23 protein-coding genes and 1 pseudogene are annotated in these 19,448 nt (G+C 73.2%); 16 read left to right on the top strand and 8 right to left on the bottom strand.

All coding sequences use genetic code 11. From position 1 onward, the window contains the following. The first annotated feature begins 47 nt into the window (after window positions 1-47). From ACZ31C_RS29555 to ACZ31C_RS29565, 3 genes are read left to right on the top strand one after another with little or no spacing between them, the layout of a single operon-like run. Complete coding sequence (locus tag ACZ31C_RS29555) at window positions 48-1,058, top strand: hypothetical protein (protein WP_465798073.1); 1,011 nt, start codon at window positions 48-50, stop codon at window positions 1,056-1,058. Between the two features lie 32 nt (window positions 1,059-1,090). Beyond that, window positions 1,091-2,059, top strand: coding sequence for a pirin family protein (locus ACZ31C_RS29560; protein ID WP_465798074.1), 969 nt, complete (start codon window positions 1,091-1,093; stop codon window positions 2,057-2,059). A gap of 44 nt (window positions 2,060-2,103) precedes the next feature. Continuing rightward, the gene (locus ACZ31C_RS29565; protein WP_465798075.1) at window positions 2,104-2,766 is read left to right on the top strand and encodes a hypothetical protein; all 663 of its coding nucleotides are present in this window, start codon (window positions 2,104-2,106) and stop codon (window positions 2,764-2,766) included. 268 nt (window positions 2,767-3,034) lie between these two features. On the opposite strand, the gene ACZ31C_RS29570 is transcribed toward ACZ31C_RS29565, so the two are convergent. After that, on the bottom strand, window positions 3,035-3,307 hold the full coding sequence (locus ACZ31C_RS29570; protein WP_465798076.1) for a DUF2795 domain-containing protein: 273 nt from the start codon (window positions 3,305-3,307) through the stop codon (window positions 3,035-3,037). 142 nt (window positions 3,308-3,449) lie between these two features. On the opposite strand from ACZ31C_RS29570, the gene ACZ31C_RS29575 reads away from it, so the two are divergent. After that, a complete protein-coding gene (locus ACZ31C_RS29575; RefSeq protein WP_465798077.1) occupies window positions 3,450-3,857 on the top strand; it encodes a DUF2267 domain-containing protein in 408 nt (135 codons plus the stop codon). Window position 3,858: 1 nt separating this feature from the next. Here ACZ31C_RS29575 and ACZ31C_RS29580 read toward each other — a convergent pair whose 3' ends face one another. Further along, window positions 3,859-5,031, bottom strand: coding sequence for a CaiB/BaiF CoA transferase family protein (locus tag ACZ31C_RS29580; RefSeq protein ID WP_465798078.1), 1,173 nt, complete (start codon window positions 5,029-5,031; stop codon window positions 3,859-3,861). A 257-nt stretch (window positions 5,032-5,288) separates the two neighbouring features. Between ACZ31C_RS29580 and ACZ31C_RS29585 the strand changes: the two genes are divergently transcribed. Genes ACZ31C_RS29585 through ACZ31C_RS29605 form a run of 5 tightly spaced genes read left to right on the top strand, consistent with a single transcriptional unit; the run spans window position 5,289 to window position 9,325 of the window. After that, a complete protein-coding gene (locus ACZ31C_RS29585) occupies window positions 5,289-6,305 on the top strand; it encodes a TerC/Alx family metal homeostasis membrane protein (RefSeq protein ID WP_131055065.1) in 1,017 nt (338 codons plus the stop codon). A 39-nt stretch (window positions 6,306-6,344) separates the two neighbouring features. Further along, on the top strand, window positions 6,345-6,944 hold the full coding sequence (locus ACZ31C_RS29590) for a sulfite oxidase-like oxidoreductase (protein ID WP_396747603.1): 600 nt from the start codon (window positions 6,345-6,347) through the stop codon (window positions 6,942-6,944). Window positions 6,945-6,952: 8 nt separating this feature from the next. After that, window positions 6,953-7,675, top strand: coding sequence for a ferredoxin reductase (locus tag ACZ31C_RS29595; RefSeq protein ID WP_465798079.1), 723 nt, complete (start codon window positions 6,953-6,955; stop codon window positions 7,673-7,675). 12 nt (window positions 7,676-7,687) lie between these two features. Continuing rightward, window positions 7,688-7,975, top strand: coding sequence for a DUF6510 family protein (locus ACZ31C_RS29600; RefSeq protein ID WP_449951442.1), 288 nt, complete (start codon window positions 7,688-7,690; stop codon window positions 7,973-7,975). A 48-nt stretch (window positions 7,976-8,023) separates the two neighbouring features. Further along, a complete protein-coding gene (locus ACZ31C_RS29605) occupies window positions 8,024-9,325 on the top strand; it encodes an NAD(P)/FAD-dependent oxidoreductase (RefSeq protein ID WP_396747611.1) in 1,302 nt (433 codons plus the stop codon). 41 nt (window positions 9,326-9,366) lie between these two features. Here ACZ31C_RS29605 and ACZ31C_RS29610 read toward each other — a convergent pair. Next, window positions 9,367-10,011: pseudogene (locus tag ACZ31C_RS29610) on the bottom strand (DUF2267 domain-containing protein); the annotation flags it as partial. Between the two features lie 230 nt (window positions 10,012-10,241). Here ACZ31C_RS29610 and ACZ31C_RS29615 point away from each other — a divergent pair. Continuing rightward, entirely contained in the window at window positions 10,242-10,544 is a 303-nt protein-coding gene (locus tag ACZ31C_RS29615) for a hypothetical protein (protein WP_465798080.1), read from the top strand. 70 nt (window positions 10,545-10,614) lie between these two features. Here ACZ31C_RS29615 and ACZ31C_RS29620 read toward each other — a convergent pair whose 3' ends face one another. Both ACZ31C_RS29620 and ACZ31C_RS29625 read right to left on the bottom strand, forming a co-directional pair. Then, window positions 10,615-10,962 (bottom strand): STAS domain-containing protein, encoded by a 348-nt coding sequence (locus tag ACZ31C_RS29620; protein WP_465798081.1) that lies wholly within the window; start codon window positions 10,960-10,962, stop codon window positions 10,615-10,617. 70 nt (window positions 10,963-11,032) lie between these two features. After that, window positions 11,033-11,386 carry an STAS domain-containing protein gene (locus ACZ31C_RS29625; protein WP_465798082.1) on the bottom strand — a complete coding sequence of 118 codons (354 nt, stop codon included), beginning with the start codon at window positions 11,384-11,386 and terminating at the stop codon, window positions 11,033-11,035. Between the two features lie 439 nt (window positions 11,387-11,825). On the opposite strand from ACZ31C_RS29625, the gene ACZ31C_RS29630 reads away from it, so the two are divergent. The 4 genes from ACZ31C_RS29630 to ACZ31C_RS29645 all read left to right on the top strand — a co-directional run bounded on the left by ACZ31C_RS29630 (window position 11,826) and on the right by ACZ31C_RS29645 (window position 15,410). Further along, window positions 11,826-13,409, top strand: a complete 1,584-nt coding sequence (locus ACZ31C_RS29630) for a PP2C family protein-serine/threonine phosphatase (protein ID WP_465798083.1) — start codon at window positions 11,826-11,828, stop codon at window positions 13,407-13,409. Beyond that, window positions 13,406-14,467 (top strand): cobalamin B12-binding domain-containing protein, encoded by a 1,062-nt coding sequence (locus ACZ31C_RS29635; protein ID WP_465798084.1) that lies wholly within the window; start codon window positions 13,406-13,408, stop codon window positions 14,465-14,467. Before ACZ31C_RS29630 ends, ACZ31C_RS29635 begins: the two co-directional genes overlap by 4 nt. Before the next feature lie 77 nt (window positions 14,468-14,544). Then, window positions 14,545-14,904: an STAS domain-containing protein gene (locus ACZ31C_RS29640; RefSeq protein WP_465798085.1), complete on the top strand. Its 360-nt coding sequence runs from the start codon at window positions 14,545-14,547 to the stop codon at window positions 14,902-14,904. A gap of 59 nt (window positions 14,905-14,963) precedes the next feature. Then, window positions 14,964-15,410 (top strand): response regulator, encoded by a 447-nt coding sequence (locus ACZ31C_RS29645; RefSeq protein ID WP_431729366.1) that lies wholly within the window; start codon window positions 14,964-14,966, stop codon window positions 15,408-15,410. 84 nt (window positions 15,411-15,494) lie between these two features. On the opposite strand, the gene ACZ31C_RS29650 is transcribed toward ACZ31C_RS29645, so the two are convergent. From ACZ31C_RS29650 to ACZ31C_RS29660, 3 genes are all read right to left on the bottom strand, one after another. Further along, a complete protein-coding gene (locus ACZ31C_RS29650; protein ID WP_465798086.1) occupies window positions 15,495-16,364 on the bottom strand; it encodes a hypothetical protein in 870 nt (289 codons plus the stop codon). A 429-nt stretch (window positions 16,365-16,793) separates the two neighbouring features. Further along, window positions 16,794-17,213, bottom strand: a complete 420-nt coding sequence (locus ACZ31C_RS29655) for an OsmC family protein (protein WP_465798087.1) — start codon at window positions 17,211-17,213, stop codon at window positions 16,794-16,796. A 53-nt stretch (window positions 17,214-17,266) separates the two neighbouring features. Beyond that, window positions 17,267-18,211, bottom strand: coding sequence for a serine/threonine-protein kinase (locus ACZ31C_RS29660; protein ID WP_396747641.1), 945 nt, complete (start codon window positions 18,209-18,211; stop codon window positions 17,267-17,269). 168 nt (window positions 18,212-18,379) lie between these two features. Here ACZ31C_RS29660 and ACZ31C_RS29665 point away from each other — a divergent pair, with 168 nt between their 5' ends. Both ACZ31C_RS29665 and ACZ31C_RS29670 read left to right on the top strand, forming a co-directional pair. Next, window positions 18,380-18,604 (top strand): hypothetical protein, encoded by a 225-nt coding sequence (locus ACZ31C_RS29665; protein WP_396747644.1) that lies wholly within the window; start codon window positions 18,380-18,382, stop codon window positions 18,602-18,604. An 85-nt stretch (window positions 18,605-18,689) separates the two neighbouring features. Beyond that, complete coding sequence (locus tag ACZ31C_RS29670) at window positions 18,690-19,436, top strand: response regulator transcription factor (RefSeq protein ID WP_396747647.1); 747 nt, start codon at window positions 18,690-18,692, stop codon at window positions 19,434-19,436. The last annotated feature ends 12 nt before the right edge of the window (window positions 19,437-19,448 follow it).

Consider the following 19,448-nt stretch of genomic DNA (forward strand, 5'->3'; position numbering starts at 1 on the left):
CCCCTGGCGCGTACCTGCTGGTAGGGGACCGTGGAAGGGGACGTGGCATGGCCGAGTCGGAGCACGAGGCGTACCGTCCGACACCCTCGGGACGGGGGTCGGGAGACGAGGTGCCGGCACCGCCGGCCACCGTCGGTGACGACATGCGGGTCACCGACGGCGTGACCGTGGGTGACGACGCGACCGTGGGTGAGGACGAGCCCGGGGTCCGGGAGGCGCCCGGGAGCCAGGACGAGCCCGGGGACGGACGGCCGACCTGGTCGGCCGGGGCACGGCTGCTCGCCGCTGCGGCGGTGCTGATGCTCGGGCTGGGCGCGACCGCCGTGGTGGTGATCCTCTCCGACCCGCACCGACTCGGTCGGGTCTTCTCCGGCGACCTGCCGGAGGTCACCGCCGCGCCCGACGGCACCAGCGGACTGGGCGGTGCGGCCCGGGCGGCGGCGCAGCGCCCCGAGCAGGTCGAGACCGCGCCGCTTGCGGGTCGCCAGCGGGCCAGCTTCGAGCTGGTCGACGGGGTGTCCCGGTTCGACCTGCGGATGACGGACCTGGGGGAGGAGCTGTACCGGATCATCACACCGGCCGAGTCGGTGACCCGGCTCCGCCCGGAACTGGCCGGCGACCGGGTGCGGCTGCGGCTGACCCAGGACGGTACCGGGCCGGGCGAGGTCGAGGTGCTGCTCAACGCCCGGGTGCGCTGGCAGGTGTCGCTCAACGGTGGCAGCACCGAACGGCGGCTGGACCTCGCCGCCGCCCGGTTGAGCGGCCTGGAACTGGCCGGTGGGGCGACCCGGACCACGCTGCGGCTGCCCGCCGTGGAGGGGCTGGTCGTGGTGCGGGTGACCGGCGGGGTCAACCGGTTCGACGTCACCGTGGTCGGCAGCGTCCCGGTCCGCGTCCGGTCGGTCGCCGGTGCCGGCGCGATCGCCGTCTACGACGAGCGCCTCGACGGCGTCGCCCCGCAGACGGTACTCGGGTCGCCGGGGTGGGACCGGGCCGGCGACCGGATCTTCCTGGACCTGGTGGCGGGCGCGAACCGGGTGACCGTGCGCGGAGGCTGAGCGGGCCCGGCGCACGGGCGTACAGTCGGATGGTGGAACGTGCCGAGTCGATGCCCGCGCAGACCCGACCACCCGGTGTGGCCACCGTCGACCCCGGCAGCGTCCTGTTGCCCGGCCACGACGTGCCGTTGGGGCGCTACACCACGGTGCGTCGGCTGCTGCCGCAACGCACCCGCCGGATGGTCGGCGCCTGGTGCTTCGTGGACCACTTCGGTCCCGACGACGTGGCACAGCGGCCGGGCATGGAGGTGCCCCCGCACCCGCACACCGGCCTGCAGACCGTGACCTGGCTGCTCGACGGCGAGATCCTGCACCGGGACAGCCTCGGCAACGTGCAACCGATCCGGCCCGGCCAGCTCAACGTGATGACCTCCGGTCACGGGATAGCCCACTCCGAGCGGTCACCGGCCGCCCATCCGCCGCTGATGCACGGCGTGCAGCTCTGGGTGGCCCTGCCGGACCCGGCCCGGGCCGGCGCGGCCGACTTCGCCCACCACGCCGAGCTGCCCCGGTGGCGCGACGGCGACCTGGACGTCACCCTGCTGGTCGGTGACCTCGGCGGCGAGGTCTCGCCGGCCCGGGTGCACACCCCGCTGCTCGGCGCGCAGCTCGACCTGCGCGGTGCGGGTCCGGTCGCGGTGCCGTTGCGCCGCGACTTCGAGTACGCGCTGCTGGTGCTCGACGGCGCCGCCGAGGTGGACGACGTGGCGTTGGAGCCCGGGGCGCTGCTCTGGCTCGGCACCGGCCGGGACACCCTGACCGTGTGCGGTGGGCCGGGTGCCCGGCTGATGTTGCTCGGCGGGACGCCGTTCGAGGAGCCGCTGGTGATGTGGTGGAACTTCGTCGGCCGCAGCCACGAGGAGATCGCCACCGCCCGGGAGGACTGGATGGCCGGTCGACGGTTCGGGGTGGTCGCCGACGACCCCGACCCGCCGCTGCCCGCCCCAGCCCTGCCCACGGTCCGGCTCAAGGCCAGGGACCGTTCGGGCGGCTTCCACTGACCGCGTCGTAGGCGTGGCCGCCGTCGGCGCGGGTAACAGCCGGCATGACCAGCACCGTCTCCACCGTCGAGGACCGTAGACGTCTGGCCCGGCGGCTCGCCGGCAGCGGCCGGGGTTTCGCCGAGCAGTACGGCTTCCGGGTCACCAACAACCCCGCCAGCCTGTTCCAGGTGCTCTGCCTGGCGGTCCTGCTGGCCCGCCGGGGCGACTTCCGGCGTGCGCTGGACAGCGCGCACGCGCTGCCCGACGCCGGGTGGGACAGCGCGGCCCGGCTGGCTCGCGCGCCCCACGCCGACCTGGTCCGGGTGCTGCGCGAGCGCGGCCGGCGCGGTGACGTGGACGCGGTGGCCGCGCTGCTCGGCGATCTGGCCCGGGCGGTGCGCGACGAGTACGCCGGTGACCTGCGCCGGCTGCGCTCCGCCGCCGGTTACGACCCGGCTCGGCAGCGTGCCCTGCTGGCCGCACTGCCCGGCGTGGACGGCGAGGCGGTGGACCTGTTTCTCCGCGAGGCGCAGGCGCTGTGGCGGGAGGTCGGGCCGGTGGCTGATCGGCGTGCCCTGACCGCGGCCCGTCGCCTCGGACTGGGCCGGTCCACCGAGGACCTCGCCGCGCTGTCCGGTAGTCGCGAATCGGAGCGCTTCGCCTGGCTCGTGGGGGCGCTGGCGCGGGTCGATCTGGAGCGACGGTATGCCGAACCGACCGGATGAATACCTTTGTCGGCACCCCCTGTCCGTTCGGCTGATGGCGTGCGGTAAGGTGGTCGCAGTAGCAGCCGCCCGGTTCGGGTGGTTGTCGCCGTCTGGTCATGGCGACCCGGTTCGGGTTCGCCGTGCCACCAGGGCAGGCGATTACGTAGCGGCGCTCCCGGTCGCGGTTCGCGGCCGGGGCGCCCGCCTGTCGGAGTCCTGTCGGGGGCACCGACCTCGACACGCCGACAGCCGGTCCGGGCGGTTCGCCCGTCGACCGGCCGTCGGATCAGATGCTGCGCAGGTGCTGCGACACCCGTTGGTGACGCTTGTCGCGTCCGACCGCGCCGCGCTGCGCGTCGTCGGCGTCCTCGCTCGCGTCGATGTGCGCGGAACGGGCCACCTCGGTGATGTTCGCGTAGTCCACCGGCGGCAGCGCGCGCAGGGCCTGCACCACGTCCGGCGGCGCACCCTCGCGTTCGGCCTCGCGGACCACGTCGTCCTTGCCGGCGGGGTAGTCCAGGCCGGACAGGTACTGCAGGACGTCGGCGTAACTCGCCATGGGTTCGGCTCCTCCCGGCTTCGATCGGGCCACGACCGGCCGCGGTTACCCGCCGAGGCCGCCGTCACGCCCGCCTCGGGGGAAAATCGGCCGCCGTTTCCGGCCCGCCGCGCCGGGTAACCGCCGCCCGAGGGGGTACGCGATGGACTACGACACGTTCGTCGACCAGGTCGCCCGGCGGGCCGGCACCACGCCCGAGCGGGCGGTGGACCTGACCCGGGCGACGTTGACGACGTTGGCCGAGCGGTTGACCGGCGGGGAGGCCCTGGACCTGGCCCTGCAACTGCCCGTGCCGCTGCGGCAGTCGATGCGGGCGACACCGGACGGCGAGGCGGCGCAGCGGTTCGACGCCGACGAGTTCACCGCCCGGGTGGCGTTCCGCCTCGGGGTGCAGACGTCGGCGGCCCGAGGCGGGGTCCGCGCGGTCTTCACCGCGCTGCGCGAGGCGCTGGCCGGCGAGTTCGACACGCTGATGGTCCAACTGCCCCGCGACTACCGCGACATGGTCGAACCCGCGCTGGCCCCCGGCGCGACACTGCGACGCCGGTGACTCAGCCCACCGCGCCGTCGGCCCGCAGCGCGGCCACCCGCTCCGGGGCGTAGCCGACCTCGGCGAGGACCTCGTCGGTGTGCTCGCCCGGCCAGGGCGGCGGGCGGCGTACCGAGGTGGGGGTGCCGGAGAAGCGGGGTGCCGGGGCCGGTTGCACCACCCCGTCCCGGACCACGAACGTGTCCCGCGCGACCAGGTGCGGATGCTCCGCCGCCTCGGCCCAGTCCAGCACCGGGGCCACGCAGGCGTCGGAGGCGGTGAGCAGGGCCGCCCACTCGTCCCGGGTACGCGTCCGGAACAGCCGCGCCCAGGCGTCGCGCAACGCCGGCCAGTTCGCCGGGTCGGTCCGGTCCGGTGCCTCGTCGCCCGGCAGCGGGAACCCGGTGCGGCGGACCAGTTCCTCGTAGAAGCGCGGCTCCAACGCGCCGACCGCGACATGCCGCCCGTCCGCGCACTCGTAGGTGTCGTAGAACGGCGCGCCACCGTCGAGCAGGTTCACTCCGCGCGGGTCCTGCCAGAGGCCGAGCCCGCGCAACGCGTGGATCTGCGTGCCGAGCACCGCCACCCCGTCCACGATGGCCGCGTCGATCACCTGGCCGGTGGCGCCGCCGCGTACCGCGTAGAGCGCGGAGACCAGGCCCACGGCCAGCATCATCCCGCCGCCGCCGAAGTCGCCGAGCAGGTTGAGCGGGGGCACCGGCCGATCGTCGGCCCGTCCGATGCCGTGCAGCGCGCCGGTCAACGCGAGGTAGTCGATGTCGTGCCCGGCGTACGGGGCGCTCGGTCCGTCCTGTCCCCAGCCGGTCATCCGGCCGTACACCAGCTTCGGGTTGACCGCGTGGCAGTCGGCCGGACCGAGACCGAGACGCTCGGTCACCCCGGGCCGGAATCCCTCGATCAGCGCGTCCGCGCCGTCGACCAGGGCCAGCACCACCTCGCGTCCACCGGCGGACTTGAGGTCCACGCCGACGGAGCGTCGTCCCCGGTTGAGCAGGTCGGGATGGGCGGTGCCGAAGGCCGAGGGGTCCACGTCGGTGGCCCGGTCCACCCGGACCACGTCCGCGCCGAGGTCGGCAAGCATCATCGCGGCGAAGGGGCCGGGCCCGATCCCGGCCAACTCGACCACGCGTACTCCGGTCAGCGGGCCGGCCGCCTGCTCTGCGGTCACCGTCATCACGATAGGCGCTCGTGTCCGAGTCCGGTACCGGCATCGTCACTGCGCGTTCCGACCTGGTCGGATGAGGTCGACGCCGATAGGTGCCCCCGTCTGGCGGGTCGGATCGGGCTGTCCTAATCTTGGCGGTACGAGGGGAGTACTTCCCACGAACCATACCGGTCAGTACGGCGCACCCCGGGTGTGCCTCGGGTGGTTGCCCACCGAAACGTGGGTGAAGGAGACCTCGAACATGACACGGTGTTCGAGGAGGCCCCATGTCCGAATTGTCCTACGCTGCTGCCGGTTTGCAGTCGGTGGGTACACCCACCCTCTGGGCGGTGACGATCGCGGGCGTGCTGGCCCTGCTGGTGCTCGACTTCGTGGTGACGCGCAAACCCCACGAGGTGTCCCTGCGGGAGGCACTGGGCTGGTCGACCTTCTACATCGCGCTGCCGCTGGCCTTCGGTGCCTGGGTGTGGTCCGAGTTCGGCTCGGAACGGGGCTTCGAGTACCTGACCGGTTACCTGGTCGAGAAGTCGCTGTCGGTGGACAACCTGTTCGTGTTCATGTTGCTGCTGGCGGCGTTCGCGGTGCCGACCGAGTTGGCGCAGCGGGTGCTGCTCTTCGGTATCACCGGGGCGTTGGTGCTGCGAGGCATCTTCATCGCGTTGGGTGCGGCGGCGTTGCAGACGCTGGACTTCGCGTTCCTGATCTTCGCGTTGATCCTGTTGTTCACCGCCGCGAAGCTGCTGCGCGACGCGTTCACCGGGCACGAGCAGTCGGTCGACATCGGCAACATGCGCTCGGTACGGCTGCTGCGCCGGTTCATGCCGGTGGTGCAGGAGTACCACGGCACCAAGATGACCGTGCGGGTCGACGGCCGCCGCGCTCTCACTCCGCTGGCGCTGGTGGTGGTGGCCGTCTTCGCCACCGACGTGGTCTTCGCGGTGGACTCGGTGCCGGCGGTCTACGGCATCACCGAGGACCCGTACCTGGTCTTCGCCACCAACGCCTTCGCGCTGCTGGGCCTGCGGGCGCTCTACTTCGTGCTGCACGCCGCACTCAGCCGCCTGGTCCACCTCACCTACGGCCTGGCGATCATCCTGGCGTTCATCGGCGTCAAGCTCGGCCTGCACTGGGCGCACGGCATCTGGGAGGGCGTGCCGGAGATCCCGACCGTGGCGTCCCTGCTGGTCATCATCGGTGTGCTGACGGTCGTGACGATCACCAGCCTGCGCGCCACCCGCAACGTGGTGCCGGGCTCCAAGGAGGTCGTCACCGAACGGAAGTGACCGGCCCCGCGGCGGGGCCGGGCGTGGTACGACTGTGCGGTGGGTATCGTCACGCCCGGCTTCCAGGGTCGGCCACGCGCCGACGCACCGGACCTGCCACCCGGTCAGTACCTGACACCCGACTTCCCCGTGCTCTCCGCCGGCCCCACACCGAAGGTGCCGCGCGAGAGCTGGGAGTTCGTCATCACCACCGAGACCGGCACGGAATACCGCTGGTCCTGGGCCGAGATGATGGCGCTGCCGCAGGAGACCCCGACGGTCGACATCCACTGCGTCACCCGCTGGTCGAAGCTCGGCACCACCTGGCAGGGCGTCTCGCTGGACACCCTGCTGGACGGGGTGGACACCGCAGCGGACTACGCCCTCGCCCACTCCTACGGCGGCTATAGCACCAACCTGCCGCTGGAGGACCTGACGGACGGTCGGGCCTGGCTGGTGCACACCTACGACGACGCGGAGCTGCCCGCCGAGCACGGCGGGCCGGCCCGGCTGCTGGTGCCGCACCTGTACTTCTGGAAGTCCGCCAAGTGGGTGCGCGGCATCCGGCTGGGCCTGGAGGACACCCCCGGTTTCTGGGAGACCGCCGGCTATCACGACTACGGGGATCCGTGGCGTGAGCAGCGGTACCAGGGCGATTGAGCGGGCGGATGCGGTGGCAGCCGGCCCGGCTGGTGCACCGCCGGGTCGAGACGCCCACCGCGCACACGCTGGTGCTCCAGGTGCCGGGCTGGCCCGCCCACGTACCCGGGCAGCACGTGGACCTGCGGCTCACCGCATCCGACGGATACCAGGCCGCCCGGTCGTACTCGCTGGCCGCGCCGGCCGACGGCGACCGGATCGAGGTGACCGTCCAGCGGGTGCCCGACGGCGAGGTGTCGCCGTTCCTGGTCGACGGCTACCGCGAGGGTGACCCGATCGAGGTGCGCGGCCCGATCGGCGGCTGGTTCGTCTGGCGGCCGACGCAGACCGACCCGGTGCTGCTGGTCGCCGGTGGCTCGGGGCTGGTACCCCTGATGGCGATGATCCGCGCCCGTCGGGCCGCCGGCAGCCGCACCCCGTTCCGGCTGATCTACTCCGTCCGCACCCCGACCGACGTGTTCTACGCCGACGAGCTGCGGCGGCGGGTACGCGACGACGCCGGCCTGGACGTCGCGTACGTCTACACCCGCGAGGCGCCGGACGGCTGGACGGGCGAACCGCACCGGCTCGGCCTCGCCGACGTCAACACGCACGGTTGGCCGCCGGAGCTGACGCCGCTGGTCTACGTCTGCGGACCGACCGGTTTCGTGGAGACCGTCTCCGACCTGCTCGTCGGCCTGGGTCACCCGGCCCGACGGGTACGCACCGAACGTTTCGGCCCGACCGGCTGAGAGGAGCCGCGGATGACCGCGCTGCCGTACGTGGACGGGAACATGCTCGACGGCCCGCTGGGGGAGGTGTTCGCGGTGGACCTGAGCACGGCCACCGGCCGCTGCGCCCACTGCGGCACGGCCGGCCCGATGGCCGGACTGCGGGTCTACTCGCACGCGCCGGGGCTGGTGGCCCGCTGTCCGGCCTGCGCGGACGTGATGCTGCGGCTGGTCCGCGCGCCGGACCGGGCCTGGCTGGACCTGCGGGGCGCCACCTTCCTCCGGTTCCCGATGCCGCCGGACCGACCCGTGGGTCGGTAGGTCGCCGGGGCGACGTTTGTCGGCCCGCGGGGTGGGAACGGGCCCGGAATGACGAAGCCTCGTGTGGTGATCGTGGGGGCCGGTTTCGCCGGGTACCACGCGGCGAAGACGTTGAGCCGGCTGGCCCGCGACCGGGCCGAGATCGTCCTGCTGAACTCGACCGACTACTTCCTCTATCTGCCGCTGCTGCCCGAGGTGGCCGCCGGTGTGGTGGAGCCGGGTCGGATCGCGGTGCCGCTGACCGGCACGCTGAACGGGGTCCGGGTGGTCATCGGCGAGGCCGACCACGTCGACCTGCAGAACCGCTGGGTCGGATTCACCCAGCCCGAGGGGGAGCGCAACCGGCTGGCATACGACCGGCTGATCCTCGCCGTCGGCAGCGTCAACAAGCTGCTGCCCATCCCCGGGGTGACCGAGTACGCGCACGGTTTCCGGGGTCTGCCGGAGGCGCTCTACCTGCACGACCACGTGGTCCGCCAGATCGAGTTGGCCGAGCAGGCCGAGGATCCGGCCGAGCAGCAGGCGCGGGCCACGTTCGTGGTGGTGGGCGCCGGCTACACCGGGACCGAGGTGGCCGCGCACGGGCAGCTCTTCACCGACGAGTTGACCGCCCAGCGTCCCCGGTTGCCGATCCGCCCGAAGTGGATGCTGCTGGACGTCGCGCCCCGGGTGCTGCCCGAGCTGGACCGGCGGATGTCGCGTACCGCCGACCGGGTGCTGCGCCGACGCGGGGTCGACGTGCGGATGGGCACCTCGGTGGCGGTCGCCACCGCCGACGGGGTCACCCTCACCGACGGGGAGTACGTGCCGACCTGCTCCCTGATCTGGTGCGTCGGCGTACGCCCCGACCCGTTCGTGGCGCAACTGGGCCTGCGGACGGAGAAAGGACGGCTGGTCGTCGACGAGTACCTCAACGTGCCCGGCTTCCCCGAGGTGTACGCCTGCGGCGACGCCGCCGCCGTGCCCGACCTGACCCGGCCCGGCGAGATCTGCACGATGACCGCCCAGCACGCCCAGCGGCAGGGCAAGCTCGCCGCACACAACATCGCCGCCTCCTACGGGCAGGGGCGGCGTCGGCCGTACAAGCACCACGACCTCGGCTGGGTGGTCGACCTCGGTGGCAAGCAGGCGGCGGCGAACCCGCTCAAGGTGCCGTTGTCGGGTCTGCCGGCGAAGGCGGTGACCCGGGGGTACCACCTGTTGGCGATGCCGGGCAACCGGGCCCGGGTCAGCGCCGACTGGCTGCTCGACGCCGCGTTGCCCCGCTCGGCGGCGCAGTTGGGTCTGATCCCCGCCGACGCGGTGCCGCTGGAGAGCGAGTCGCCCGAGCTGCCGAGCCACGCCCGCTGACCGGCCGCCGGGCGGGGACGCCCGCCCGGCGGCGGGGATCAGCCGGCTGTCGGCGGAGCCAGCAGATCGCGCAACCCGTCCGGTACGTCCAGCGAGTCGACCAGGTCGCGATCCTGCTCGGCGAGCGCCGCCAGCGTGGCCTCGGCCTGGTAGCGGGCCTGTTCCGGGGTACGGCCGCTGATCCGACCCACCTCGGACAGGAACCCGGGCAGGTCCTGGTGACGTCGCACGCCGTCGACGGGCACGACGTCGTGCAGCCCGGCCGGTACCGCCCGCAGCAGTCGCTGGCGCTCGCCGGCCTCCAAGGCCGCGGCCAGCACGAGCACGGTCGACTCGACTCCGACCTTGGCGGTACGGAAGTCGACCCCGGATCGCCGTACGACGTCGTCGACGAGTTCCCGGTATCCCATGCTGGTGATCCCTGGGGCGTTCGTGCCCGGCTCGGGTCGGGGCCGAGGGTTCGCGGCGACGCCGGCCGGCGGAGGTGTGGGTCCACCTCGCGTCGTGTCCGGTTTGCGGCTCTTTCCGGCCGGCGGCGGACCGGCGCGCTTGGCCTGCTTCAGGTGCGTGGGCTGCTTGGAGGCGCTCAGGCTCGCGCCGGTGTCGGCGGCCTGCATGCCGCGCTCGCGGGCCTGCCGGGCCAGAGCACGGCGGCGCTGGTTGTCGCCCTCCATCTGCTTGCGCACGGTGACACCTCGCTTCCGTCGGTTCTCGTCGGGCCTCACCGTGTCGCGTTCCCGTTGCCACCGAGCAGGAAACGACCGCCACGGGACGGCGAGACGATCGCCCGGGCCGCGCCGGAGGGCTTCATCCGGCCCGGGTGAGGGGCGCTCACCCGCGTCGGCCGGATGATCGGGGTGGCCGGAGAACCCGGTGTGAGGCACGAACTTCCGAGGCACGCGGAAGGGAAGGTCCGATGAAGCAGATTGTCGAGATCGTCCCCGCCCGACCGGGCTGGTACGCGCGATGGCGTCTGACCGCCGAGAGCACCCGGTGTTACCCGGTGACGCTGTGGGCGTTGCTGGAGGAGTCCGACGGCACCGGCCGGGAGGTGATCGGTGTCGACTGTGCCGGCCAGTGGCCCGGCGCGGAAGACGACGGCACGGACGGGGAGTTCGTCCGTTATCTGTTCCAACCGCCGGAGGCCGGACCTCCCGACGACGCGGAGAGCATCGCCGAGCCGCAGCGCATGGGCACCCGTGCGGTGCCGACGCCCTGAGCCATCCTCCGGTCCCCGGCCCCTGGTCCCAGGGTCGGGGACCACCCCTGCCGGGCCGCGTCTCGCGCGTTCAGCCGACGGCGGTGATGCCGTCGCCGTCCACGGCCGGTGGCAGTTGCAGCAGCTCGGCCAGGCCGGTGCGGTCCAGCAGTTGACGCAGGGACGGATTGACGTTGACCAGTCGGATCGGGTCGGACCCTCGGCGGTGGGCCACCACGAAGGCGCTCAACCCGGAGGAGTCGCAGAGGCCGACCCCGGCGAGGTCGATGACGAGTTGCTGATAGCCGGAACGGTGCAGCTCCGTGACGGCGGCGATCAGGTCGGGTGCGCTGTCGAAGTCCAGGTCACCGGTCAGCCGCAGCTCGGCGCGCCCGGCGTCGAGACGGCTGACCTCGATGGCCAACAGCGAGGAGGACATGACTCCATGCTCCCAGCCCGTGCGCCTGACGCAAGTCGCGGGGTCCGCGTTTTCCCCGGAGACTGTCTTTTCACGCGGTGACGGTCGGCTGGTCCTCCGGTCCGGTCGCCGGTTCGCCGCCGCCGCCCGCACGGGCGAGCAGTCCGGTGACACCGGTCATGTCGAGGATGGTCTCCAGGAAACGCGGCACCGCGCACAGCTGCACCGTGCTGCCGTGCTGCTGCCCCTCGCGCCAGGCGTGCACGATGACGCTGAGCCCGGTGCTGTCGATGAACTGCAGGTCGGCGAAATCGAGCACGAGCGTGGCGGGATCGGTGCCCAGCAGCCGGTCGATCTCCACCCGCAGCGGGGTCGCCGTGGTGTAGGCCAGGTCGCCGCCGACCCGGATCACGGGTGCCCGGGGATCGGCCCGGTCGACCGACATGCTCAGTGGCGTCGACTCGGGTCTCCGACCGTGTGACAGCAACGATCAGCCTTCCGCAGGGGTGGGTGGCAGGGGCGTTCCGGATCGTAACAATCCCTGAGCTGCCCCGCCTCCCGGGCGCGACCGGCGCGGACGCGTGCCCGGACCTGCTTCCGAAAGGCCCGGCCGCCCGGCATCGCTGCCGGGTGGCGGTGCGGCGGGAGCAGCGTAGGGTAGGTGGAAGGAACGCGACCGTGCACCCCGCGCAACGCGGGTGCGGAATCGACAAGGAGTTAGGGCCGAGCTGGTGACGGGTGCCGACGTCAGGGATCTCGAGCCCGGCGACGGACGGTTTACCCCGCCGCGTGTCGCCCGGGTCTCGGCATGGCGTCCAGATGCGCCCCGGCCCGCCGGTCTCTCCGCCCTGGAGCGCTCCCACGCCGCAGCAGACTGGCCCGAGGTGGTCGAGCACCTCCGTGAGGGACTCGTGGTGTGCGGTCCCGACGACACCGTGTGGCACGTGAGCCCGGTCGCCGAGCGCCTGCTGCCGGAGATCACCGTCGGCGGCACGCTCGGCACGGTCGACGGCCTGCGTACCGACCTGACCGAATTCGTCCACCACGGCCGCCGACTCCGGGCCCGACGGGTGCCGCTGACGGCCGGTCGGAGCTGCTGGTACGTGGAGGACGTCAGCGAGAGCGCCGCACGCGCCGACGCGCTCTCGGCCGAGCGGGCCAGATCCGCCTTCCTGGCCGTGGTCGGCGAGAAGCTGGGCAACCCGCTGCATCCGGACCGGGCCGCCGCGGCCGTGGTCCGGCTCGCCGTACCCACCCTCGCGGAGGTGGCGGTGCTGGTCATGGCGCCGCGTTCCGGCCGGGCCCGCTGGTGGCGGGCCAGCCGCGCCGACGACGAGGCGCCGGTGGTGGACCGGGGCGTGCTCTCTGCCACCGAGCTGCCGCCGGCGGTCGCCGACAGCCTCCAGGGCGTCCAGCCGCACACCGTCGACTGGCTCGTCGAGCAGGCCGTCGAGGCGGGCTGGCTGCCCGGGATGTCCGCTGCCGACGTCTGTGCCCGGCTGGTGCAGCTGCCCGGCCGGAACGCGCCCGCAGGTGTGCTGTTGGTGGCCCGCGCGGCCACCGACTGGTACGCCGAGGAGGACGTCGACCTGATCCGCGCGTTCGCCGCCCGCGCCGGTGCCGCGCTGACCACCGCACTGCTCTATCGCGAGCAGGCGGAGGTGGCCGACACCCTGCAGTCCAGCCTGCTCCCGGTGGCACCGGCGGAGGCGCCGGGCGTGCAGTGGGGTACGGCGTACCGTCCGGCCCAGGCGGGGCTGCGCATCGGCGGCGACTTCTACGGCTCGCACCGGCTGCCCGACGGCGGCTCGGTGTTCTTTCTCGGCGACGTCTCCGGCAAGGGCGTGGAGGCGGCCGTCTTCACCGGCCAGCTCCGACAGTGCCTGCACGCGCTGCACCGGGTCGAGCAGCAGCCCGCCCGGCTGTTGCAGTTGCTCAACGACGCGTTGCTGGAGACCACCCTGGCCCACGGGCAGGGCCGGTTCGCCACGCTGGTGCTGGGTGTGGTCCGGCCGCACCGCGACGGCGGACTGTCGCTGACCCTGGCCGGCGGTGGGCACCTGCCGCCGCTGGTGCTGCGCGCCTCCGGCGAGGTCGAGCAGTTGCCGCTGCGCGGAATGCTCATCGGCGTCGTGCCGGACCCGCGCGTCGGTCAGGTCACCGTCCGACTGGCCCCCGGTGAGACGTGCCTGCTCTACAGCGACGGGGTGACCGAGGCGCGCGGCGGGCGGCGGGGCGACGAGCAGCTCGGCACGGACCGCCTGGTGCAGGCGGTCACCGGCTGCCAGCGGATGCCCGCACCCGCCCTGGCCGAGCGGATCGAGCAGGTCACCGGCGACTGGCTGGCCCACCGCGACCACGACGACATCGCGGTGCTCGCGCTGCGCGCCACCGGCACCGGCCCGCGCTCGCACCGGCACCTGCACGCGGTGCCCGCCCCGCCCGGGGACGGGACGAACGGGTCGTGACCACCGCGACCAGGGGTGTCCTCGACGCCACCGCGTACGAGGAGTATCTGCACTGCCTCGCCGAGGCCGACGAGCCGGCCGCCATCGAGGTGGCCCGGGGCCTGCTCGACGGTGGGGTGGCGGCCGAACGGGTGCTGCTCGACCTGGTCGCCCCGGCTCAGGCCGAGGTGGGGGAGCGGTGGGCCCGCAACGAGTGGAGCGTGGCCCAGGAACACGCCGCCACCCACATCAGCGAGCGGGTGGTGGCGGCGGTCGCCGCGTACTGCCAGGTGCGGCCGACCCGGGGCCGGATCGTGGTGGCCTGCATGGACGGCGAGTGGCACGCGCTGCCGGCCCGGCTGGTCGCCGAGATGCTGCGGCTGCGCGGCTGGCAGGTGACCTTCCTGGGGGCCAGCGTGCCGGCCGCGCACCTGGTGTCGTACCTGCACCGGCACGACGCGGACGCGGTCGCGCTGGCGTGCGCGCTGCCGATGCGGTTGCCGCACGCGCATCGCATGGTCCAGGCCTGCCAGCGGGCGGACGTGCCGGTGGTGGTCGGCGGGCGGGGCTTCGGCGTGGACGGCCGCTGGGCGCGGCGTCTGGGCGTGCTGTGGGCGCCCGACGGTCCGACCGCGGCCCGTCTGCTCGCCGACGAGCGCACGCTGCGGGCCGGGCCGCCGGCCGCCAGCCTGGCGCACCTCGCCGACGACGAGTACGCCGCTTTGGTCGCCCGGCGCGGCGAACTGATCGACAGCGCGTTGGTCGACCTGGCGCAGCGGCATCCGGCCGCCCGGGACTACAGCCCGGCGCAGCTCGACTCGACGGTCAGCGACCTCGGCCACATCCTGGACTTCCTGGCCGCCGCGCTCTATGTCGACGACGACACGCTGTTCACCGAGTTCGTCGACTGGCTGGTGGCCGTCCTGGACAGTCGCGGCGTGCCGGAGGTCGCGGTGGACGTCGTCCTGAGCCACTACGCCCGCGTTCTGCAGGACTTCCCCCGTGCCGCCGGATACCTCCGGTCGGGACGCTCGGTGGTCGCGGCGCGCTGCGCCCGCTCGGCACCCGCCGGGGCGTAAGATCCGGCCGGCCGTCAGGCTGGCACTATACTTGCGCCACTGCAAGCATCCGGCTCTGTACGGCGGGAGGGATCACCGTGACGTTCACCGTCACGTACGCCGAGCGCCTCGGTGGCGGGCCGACCTGCCTCCGGCTCACCGGCGAACTCGACATGAGTACCGCCGGGGAACTCAACGCCGTCATCGACCGGCTGGCCGACTCGGGGGAACGCCGGTTGCTGGTCGACCTGACGGACCTCACGTTCTGCGACTCCACCGGCATTTCGGTCTTCGTCCGGGGGGACAACCGGGCGGCGGCCGAGGGCGGCTGGTTGCGCGTCACCGGCGCGACCGGCCGGGTGGAGCGGGTGCTCAAGGTGACGGGTCTCGCCGAGGTGCTGGGGTACGGTGCTGACGCCGTCGACCCGGCGGCCACGGACCGCCCGGGGATCGGCTAGATTTCCCGCCAGCGCGGGGCCGAGAGGCTCCGCCCTCGACGACCTGAGGGCAGGCAACGATGGGCGCACGCACCCTTGACCCGGTACACATCCTCGTCGTCGACGACGACCCGGGTGACGTGCTCATGATCGAGGAGGCGTTGGCCACCTCGACCGTCGACAAGGTCATCGACGTGGTCAGCGACGGCCAGGAGGCGATGGAGTTCCTGCGCCGCGAGGGGCGGCACGCCGGGGCTCACCGGCCGGACGTGATCCTGCTCGACCTGAACATGCCCCGCATGGACGGGCGTCAGGTGCTGGGCGAGGTCAAGAACGACGAGGACCTGCGGACCATTCCGATCGTCGTGCTGACCACGTCGAACGCGGACACCGACATCATCAGCAGCTACACGTTGCAGGCCAACGCGTACGTCACCAAGCCGATCGACCTGGACGACTTCAACGACGTCGTGCACCGCATCGACGAGTTCTTCGGCCGGGTCGTGGTGCTGCCCAAGCGCGCCTGAGACCGCCGTCGCGGTCGGTCCGGCCCCGCCGGTCCGGCTGTCGCCCGCGCAGACGCGAGAACGGGCCGGACCGGCGACGGCGGGTCAGGTCAGCGCCGCCACGATGGTGGCGGCCCGCTCCTCGTGCTGCGCGTACGCGTACGGGTAGGCGGAGATCTGCACGGCCTGGGCAGCCAGGGTCAGGCTCATCTGCTGCCAGCCCGGCACCTTCAGCAGCGCCTCGTAGAAGGCGCGCGAGGCGTACGCGGGCCGCATCAGGTCGCGGACGCTGCCCCAGCCGCTGCTGGGTCGCTGCTGGAAGAGCCCGACCGAGTCGTGGTCCCAGCCGATGGCCTGGTGTGGGTAGTTCTGCGACTCGGGCAGCACACCGCTGGCGTAGTTGAGCAGCGTGCTCTCCTGCATGGCGGTGGCGACGGCGACGACGAGGCCCTGGCGCGGGATCTGGAGGTCCTCGCCGACCTCCACGATCACCTTGGCGTTGTCCATCTGCGCCTGGGTCAGCCCGGCGACCGGCTTGGGGCGGGCCGGCGGGGCCGGGGTCGTCTTCTTCGGCTTCGGGGAGGTCGTCTTCTTCGGCGTCGGCGAGGCGGTCGGCGACGCGCTGGGGCTCGGGCTGGCCGGCGTGGGAGATGGACTGCGGTCGAAGGAGCGGGAGGCGGGGTCGTCCTCGGCGGCCAGGGCGCGGTCGGCCACCGACTCGGCGACCTGGGCCCGGGGGGTCTCGTCGTCGTCCCGGTTCGCCGTCGCCACCGCCGCCGCGCCGAGGCAGCAGGTCACGCCGGTGGCGAGGGCCACCCGGACCGGGGTGGAGGCCAGCAGGGCGCGGACGCCACGACGTGAGGTCACCACGCGTCGGTGTCGCCCTATCGCCCGTTCGGACGATGCTCCGTCGGCCGTATGGCTTGCCGGTGGCTCGGGGTTCAGCTTCTGGTCGATGGGGTCGTCGGGATGCACCCGCCGAGGCTAGAAAGCCTTCGGCCCGATGCCACCGGCCCGCTTGGTGGCATGCGTCACAATCTGTGGTTGTCGACCGGTCGATACTGCACGGTTCACCGGATAGCGGATGCACTTCGGCTATCCGTCGTTCCCGCCATGCCGGATTTGCCGGGGCGAACCGGACGAAGTAGGGATCTCGTCGCCGTCGATCCGTCGACGGCTGCCCCTCGTCCGAACGGTGGACGGTCGCATCGATCCACCGGGCCGTCACCGGCCCGGCCGGTCGGCCCCCCGGTCCCCACCCGCCACACCCGTCCCTCCCGCCTCAGGTTCGGAACCCGGACGCCCGTCGATCATGGACCTGTGGCGGGGGCATGACACCCATGATCCGCGAGTCGGCTGCCACGACTCCATGATCGGCAGGTTCGGTGGCGGCGTTCAGGCGGGTCAGTGCCGGCCGTTCTCCGCCGGAGTGACCGTCAGCCGGTGCCGGCCGCCGTCGGCGCTGGAGAACGGCCACAGCCGGTCGGCCTGCTCCACCAGCTCGGTGAGCTGCTGGCGGGTCAGGCCCACCGACGAGATCGAGGCGTGCACATCGGCCCGGTACCGGCCGTCGTCGTCGCGTCCGAGGCTGGCCTCCGCGCGTACCTGCACGGTGTGCGCCTCGTCGGTGATTCCCCCGGCCGCCTCGACCGCCGCGTGGTGCAGGCAGGAGGCGAAGGCGGCGGCGAGCAGCTGCGACGGGGTGAGCCCGCTGCAGTGCGCCGCCAACGGAGAGGCGAGGCCGGTGGAGAGCGCCTCGTCGTCGGTGTGGATGTGGCCGCCCTCGGCGGTGGCCGTGGCAACCTCGTTCAGCCAGGAACTCATCGCGTTCCTCCCGTCGCTCCCCGCCCGGCTACCCGACCCCGATCGGGTGAAACTCACCGGGGATGCCGGCTCCACTGCACGCGCGGTGCGGCCTCGGTGACCTCGGCCGCCGCCCGTTCCGTCCACGGGCTCACCGGCGGGCGCTGACGGGGCAGCAGGGGCTGGTGCATCGGCACGTACACCCGGGCGTCCACCGCCTCGGCCAGCAGCAGGGCGGTGACCAGGCTGGTCGGCCGCCGGTCGGGATCGTCGGCGAGGCAGCGCCGGCACAGGTCGGCCACCTCGGCGGGCAGGCCCGGCACCTCGGGCAGCGGGCGCGGGGGCTGCCGCCCGTGCGGCCCGAGCAACTGGGTGACGCTGTCCGCCGAGTACGGCAGCCGCCCGGCCAGGCAGCAGTAGAGCAGCACACCGAGGGCGTACATGTCGGCGGCCGGGGTGGCCGGCGCCCGGCGCAGTTGCTCAGGGGCGAGGTACGCGGGCGTACCCACCACCACGCCGTCGGGGGTGGGGTCGGCGGTGCCGGTCGGAGTGGCGATGCCGAAGTCGAGCACCTTCACCCCGGACGGGGTGAGCATCACGTTCGCCGGTTTGACGTCGCGGTGCACGATGCCGTGCGCGTGGGCGGCGGCCAGCGCCGCGCTGACCTCGGCGCAGACCCGGACCGCGATCTGCCAGTCCAGCGGCCCGGCGCGCAGGTGCGCGGCGAGCGTCAGCCCCTCGGCCAGCTCCATCACGATGTACGGCTGCTCGCGCCCGGGCAGGCCGGCGCAGGTGCCGAAGTCGTGCACGCTGGCGACGTTGGGATGCACCAGGCGGGCCGCCGAGCGGGCCTCGGCGCGGATCCGCTCGACCGAGGCGTCCCCGTCCGGCTGACCCGGCGACACCAGCTTCACCGCGACCGGCCGGTCGAGCACCGTGTCGTGGGCCCGCCACACCTCGGACATCCCACCGACGCCGATGCGCTGTTCGAGCCGGTAACGCCCGTCCAGCGTCCGCATGGACCGCTCCTCGCCCTCGTGTTGCCCTGCCGTGCTCCACCTGACTGCGCGGCGTCGGGCACGGTACCCCGTCGTTGATCAGGGCAAACCGGCCTCCGACGGCGGCCGGTGCGTTAGCGTGCGAGCCGGGACGGCGACGAACCGGACGAACGGAGAGCGGAGCACACGATGAGTGAGGTGACCGTACGTTTCGTTGGCGGCCCGGCCGACGACCTGGTCCGGGCGTTGCCGGCCGGCCCCGACGGGGCGCCGCCCCGGCTGTGGGTGCTGCGCCGGCCGGAGTCCGCACCGGACCCCGCCGCCGACCATCTCTATGCGCGGCAGCGGCCCGACGGCACGGGGGACTGGACGATGCGCTTCGTCCGGACCGACCCGGTCGGCGTGAGCGAGTGAGCGAACCCGTACGCGGGGGATCCACACAGCCGGCACACAGCAACCGCACAAGCGGAGCCCAGTCCGTCCGCTCACGATGGGGACCATGATGAGCGAGGGAGCGGTCGGGCCGGGCCGCGTCGAGCTGCGCCGGCCCGACGGCGAACCGGTCCGCGTGCTGGTCGTCGACGACGAACCGACGCTGACCGACCTGCTGTCGATGGCGCTGCGATACGAGGGCTGGCAGGTCCGCACCGCCGGGGACGGGACGGCGGCGGTCCGCGCCGCCCGGCAGTTCCAGCCGGACGCGGTGGTGCTCGACGTGATGCTCCCCGACCTCGACGGCTTCCAGGTGCTGCGTCGGCTGCGCGCGGAGAGCGCCACCCTGCCGGTGCTGTTCCTGACCGCCCGCGACGCGGTCGAGGAGCGCATCGCCGGGCTGACCGTGGGCGGCGACGACTACGTGACCAAGCCGTTCAGCCTGGAGGAGGTGATCGCCCGGCTGCGGGCGCTGCTGCGTCGCTCCGGGTTCGCGGTCGCCGCCCGCCCCGACTCGGTCCTCACCGTCGGCGGTCTCACGCTGGACGAGGACAGCCACGAGGTACGCCGGGACGGTCAGTTGGTCACGCTCACCGCCACCGAGTTCGAGCTGCTGCGCTACCTGATGCGCAACCCGCGTCGGGTGCTCAGCAAGGCGCAGATCCTCGACCGGGTGTGGAACTACGACTTCGGCGGCCAGGCCAACGTGGTCGAGCTGTACATCTCGTACCTGCGCAAGAAGATCGACGCCGGTCGTCCGCCGATGATCCACACGCTGCGTGGCGCCGGGTACCTGCTCAAGCCGGCGGAGTGAGGGTGCTGCGGC

This window comes from Micromonospora sp. NPDC023869 (assembly GCF_055559695.1).

What these genes read in the sequence shown, in the direction of transcription:
- ACZ31C_RS29555 (WP_465798073.1), top strand. Translation starts at nt 48, where the DNA reads ATGGCCGAGTCGGAGCACGAGGCGTACCGTCCGACACCCTCGGGACGG.
- ACZ31C_RS29565 (WP_465798075.1), top strand. Translation starts at nt 2,104, where the DNA reads ATGACCAGCACCGTCTCCACCGTCGAGGACCGTAGACGTCTGGCCCGG.
- ACZ31C_RS29570 (WP_465798076.1), bottom strand. Translation starts at nt 3,307, where the DNA reads ATGGCGAGTTACGCCGACGTCCTGCAGTACCTGTCCGGCCTGGACTAC.
- ACZ31C_RS29575 (WP_465798077.1), top strand. Translation starts at nt 3,450, where the DNA reads ATGGACTACGACACGTTCGTCGACCAGGTCGCCCGGCGGGCCGGCACC.
- ACZ31C_RS29580 (WP_465798078.1), bottom strand. Translation starts at nt 5,031, where the DNA reads ATGACGGTGACCGCAGAGCAGGCGGCCGGCCCGCTGACCGGAGTACGC.
- ACZ31C_RS29585 (WP_131055065.1), top strand. Translation starts at nt 5,289, where the DNA reads ATGTCCGAATTGTCCTACGCTGCTGCCGGTTTGCAGTCGGTGGGTACA.
- ACZ31C_RS29595 (WP_465798079.1), top strand. Translation starts at nt 6,953, where the DNA reads ATGCGGTGGCAGCCGGCCCGGCTGGTGCACCGCCGGGTCGAGACGCCC.
- ACZ31C_RS29600 (WP_449951442.1), top strand. Translation starts at nt 7,688, where the DNA reads ATGACCGCGCTGCCGTACGTGGACGGGAACATGCTCGACGGCCCGCTG.
- ACZ31C_RS29605 (WP_396747611.1), top strand. Translation starts at nt 8,024, where the DNA reads ATGACGAAGCCTCGTGTGGTGATCGTGGGGGCCGGTTTCGCCGGGTAC.
- ACZ31C_RS29615 (WP_465798080.1), top strand. Translation starts at nt 10,242, where the DNA reads ATGAAGCAGATTGTCGAGATCGTCCCCGCCCGACCGGGCTGGTACGCG.
- ACZ31C_RS29620 (WP_465798081.1), bottom strand. Translation starts at nt 10,962, where the DNA reads ATGTCCTCCTCGCTGTTGGCCATCGAGGTCAGCCGTCTCGACGCCGGG.
- ACZ31C_RS29625 (WP_465798082.1), bottom strand. Translation starts at nt 11,386, where the DNA reads ATGTCGGTCGACCGGGCCGATCCCCGGGCACCCGTGATCCGGGTCGGC.
- ACZ31C_RS29645 (WP_431729366.1), top strand. Translation starts at nt 14,964, where the DNA reads ATGGGCGCACGCACCCTTGACCCGGTACACATCCTCGTCGTCGACGAC.
- ACZ31C_RS29655 (WP_465798087.1), bottom strand. Translation starts at nt 17,213, where the DNA reads ATGAGTTCCTGGCTGAACGAGGTTGCCACGGCCACCGCCGAGGGCGGC.
- ACZ31C_RS29660 (WP_396747641.1), bottom strand. Translation starts at nt 18,211, where the DNA reads ATGCGGACGCTGGACGGGCGTTACCGGCTCGAACAGCGCATCGGCGTC.
- ACZ31C_RS29665 (WP_396747644.1), top strand. Translation starts at nt 18,380, where the DNA reads ATGAGTGAGGTGACCGTACGTTTCGTTGGCGGCCCGGCCGACGACCTG.
- ACZ31C_RS29670 (WP_396747647.1), top strand. Translation starts at nt 18,690, where the DNA reads ATGATGAGCGAGGGAGCGGTCGGGCCGGGCCGCGTCGAGCTGCGCCGG.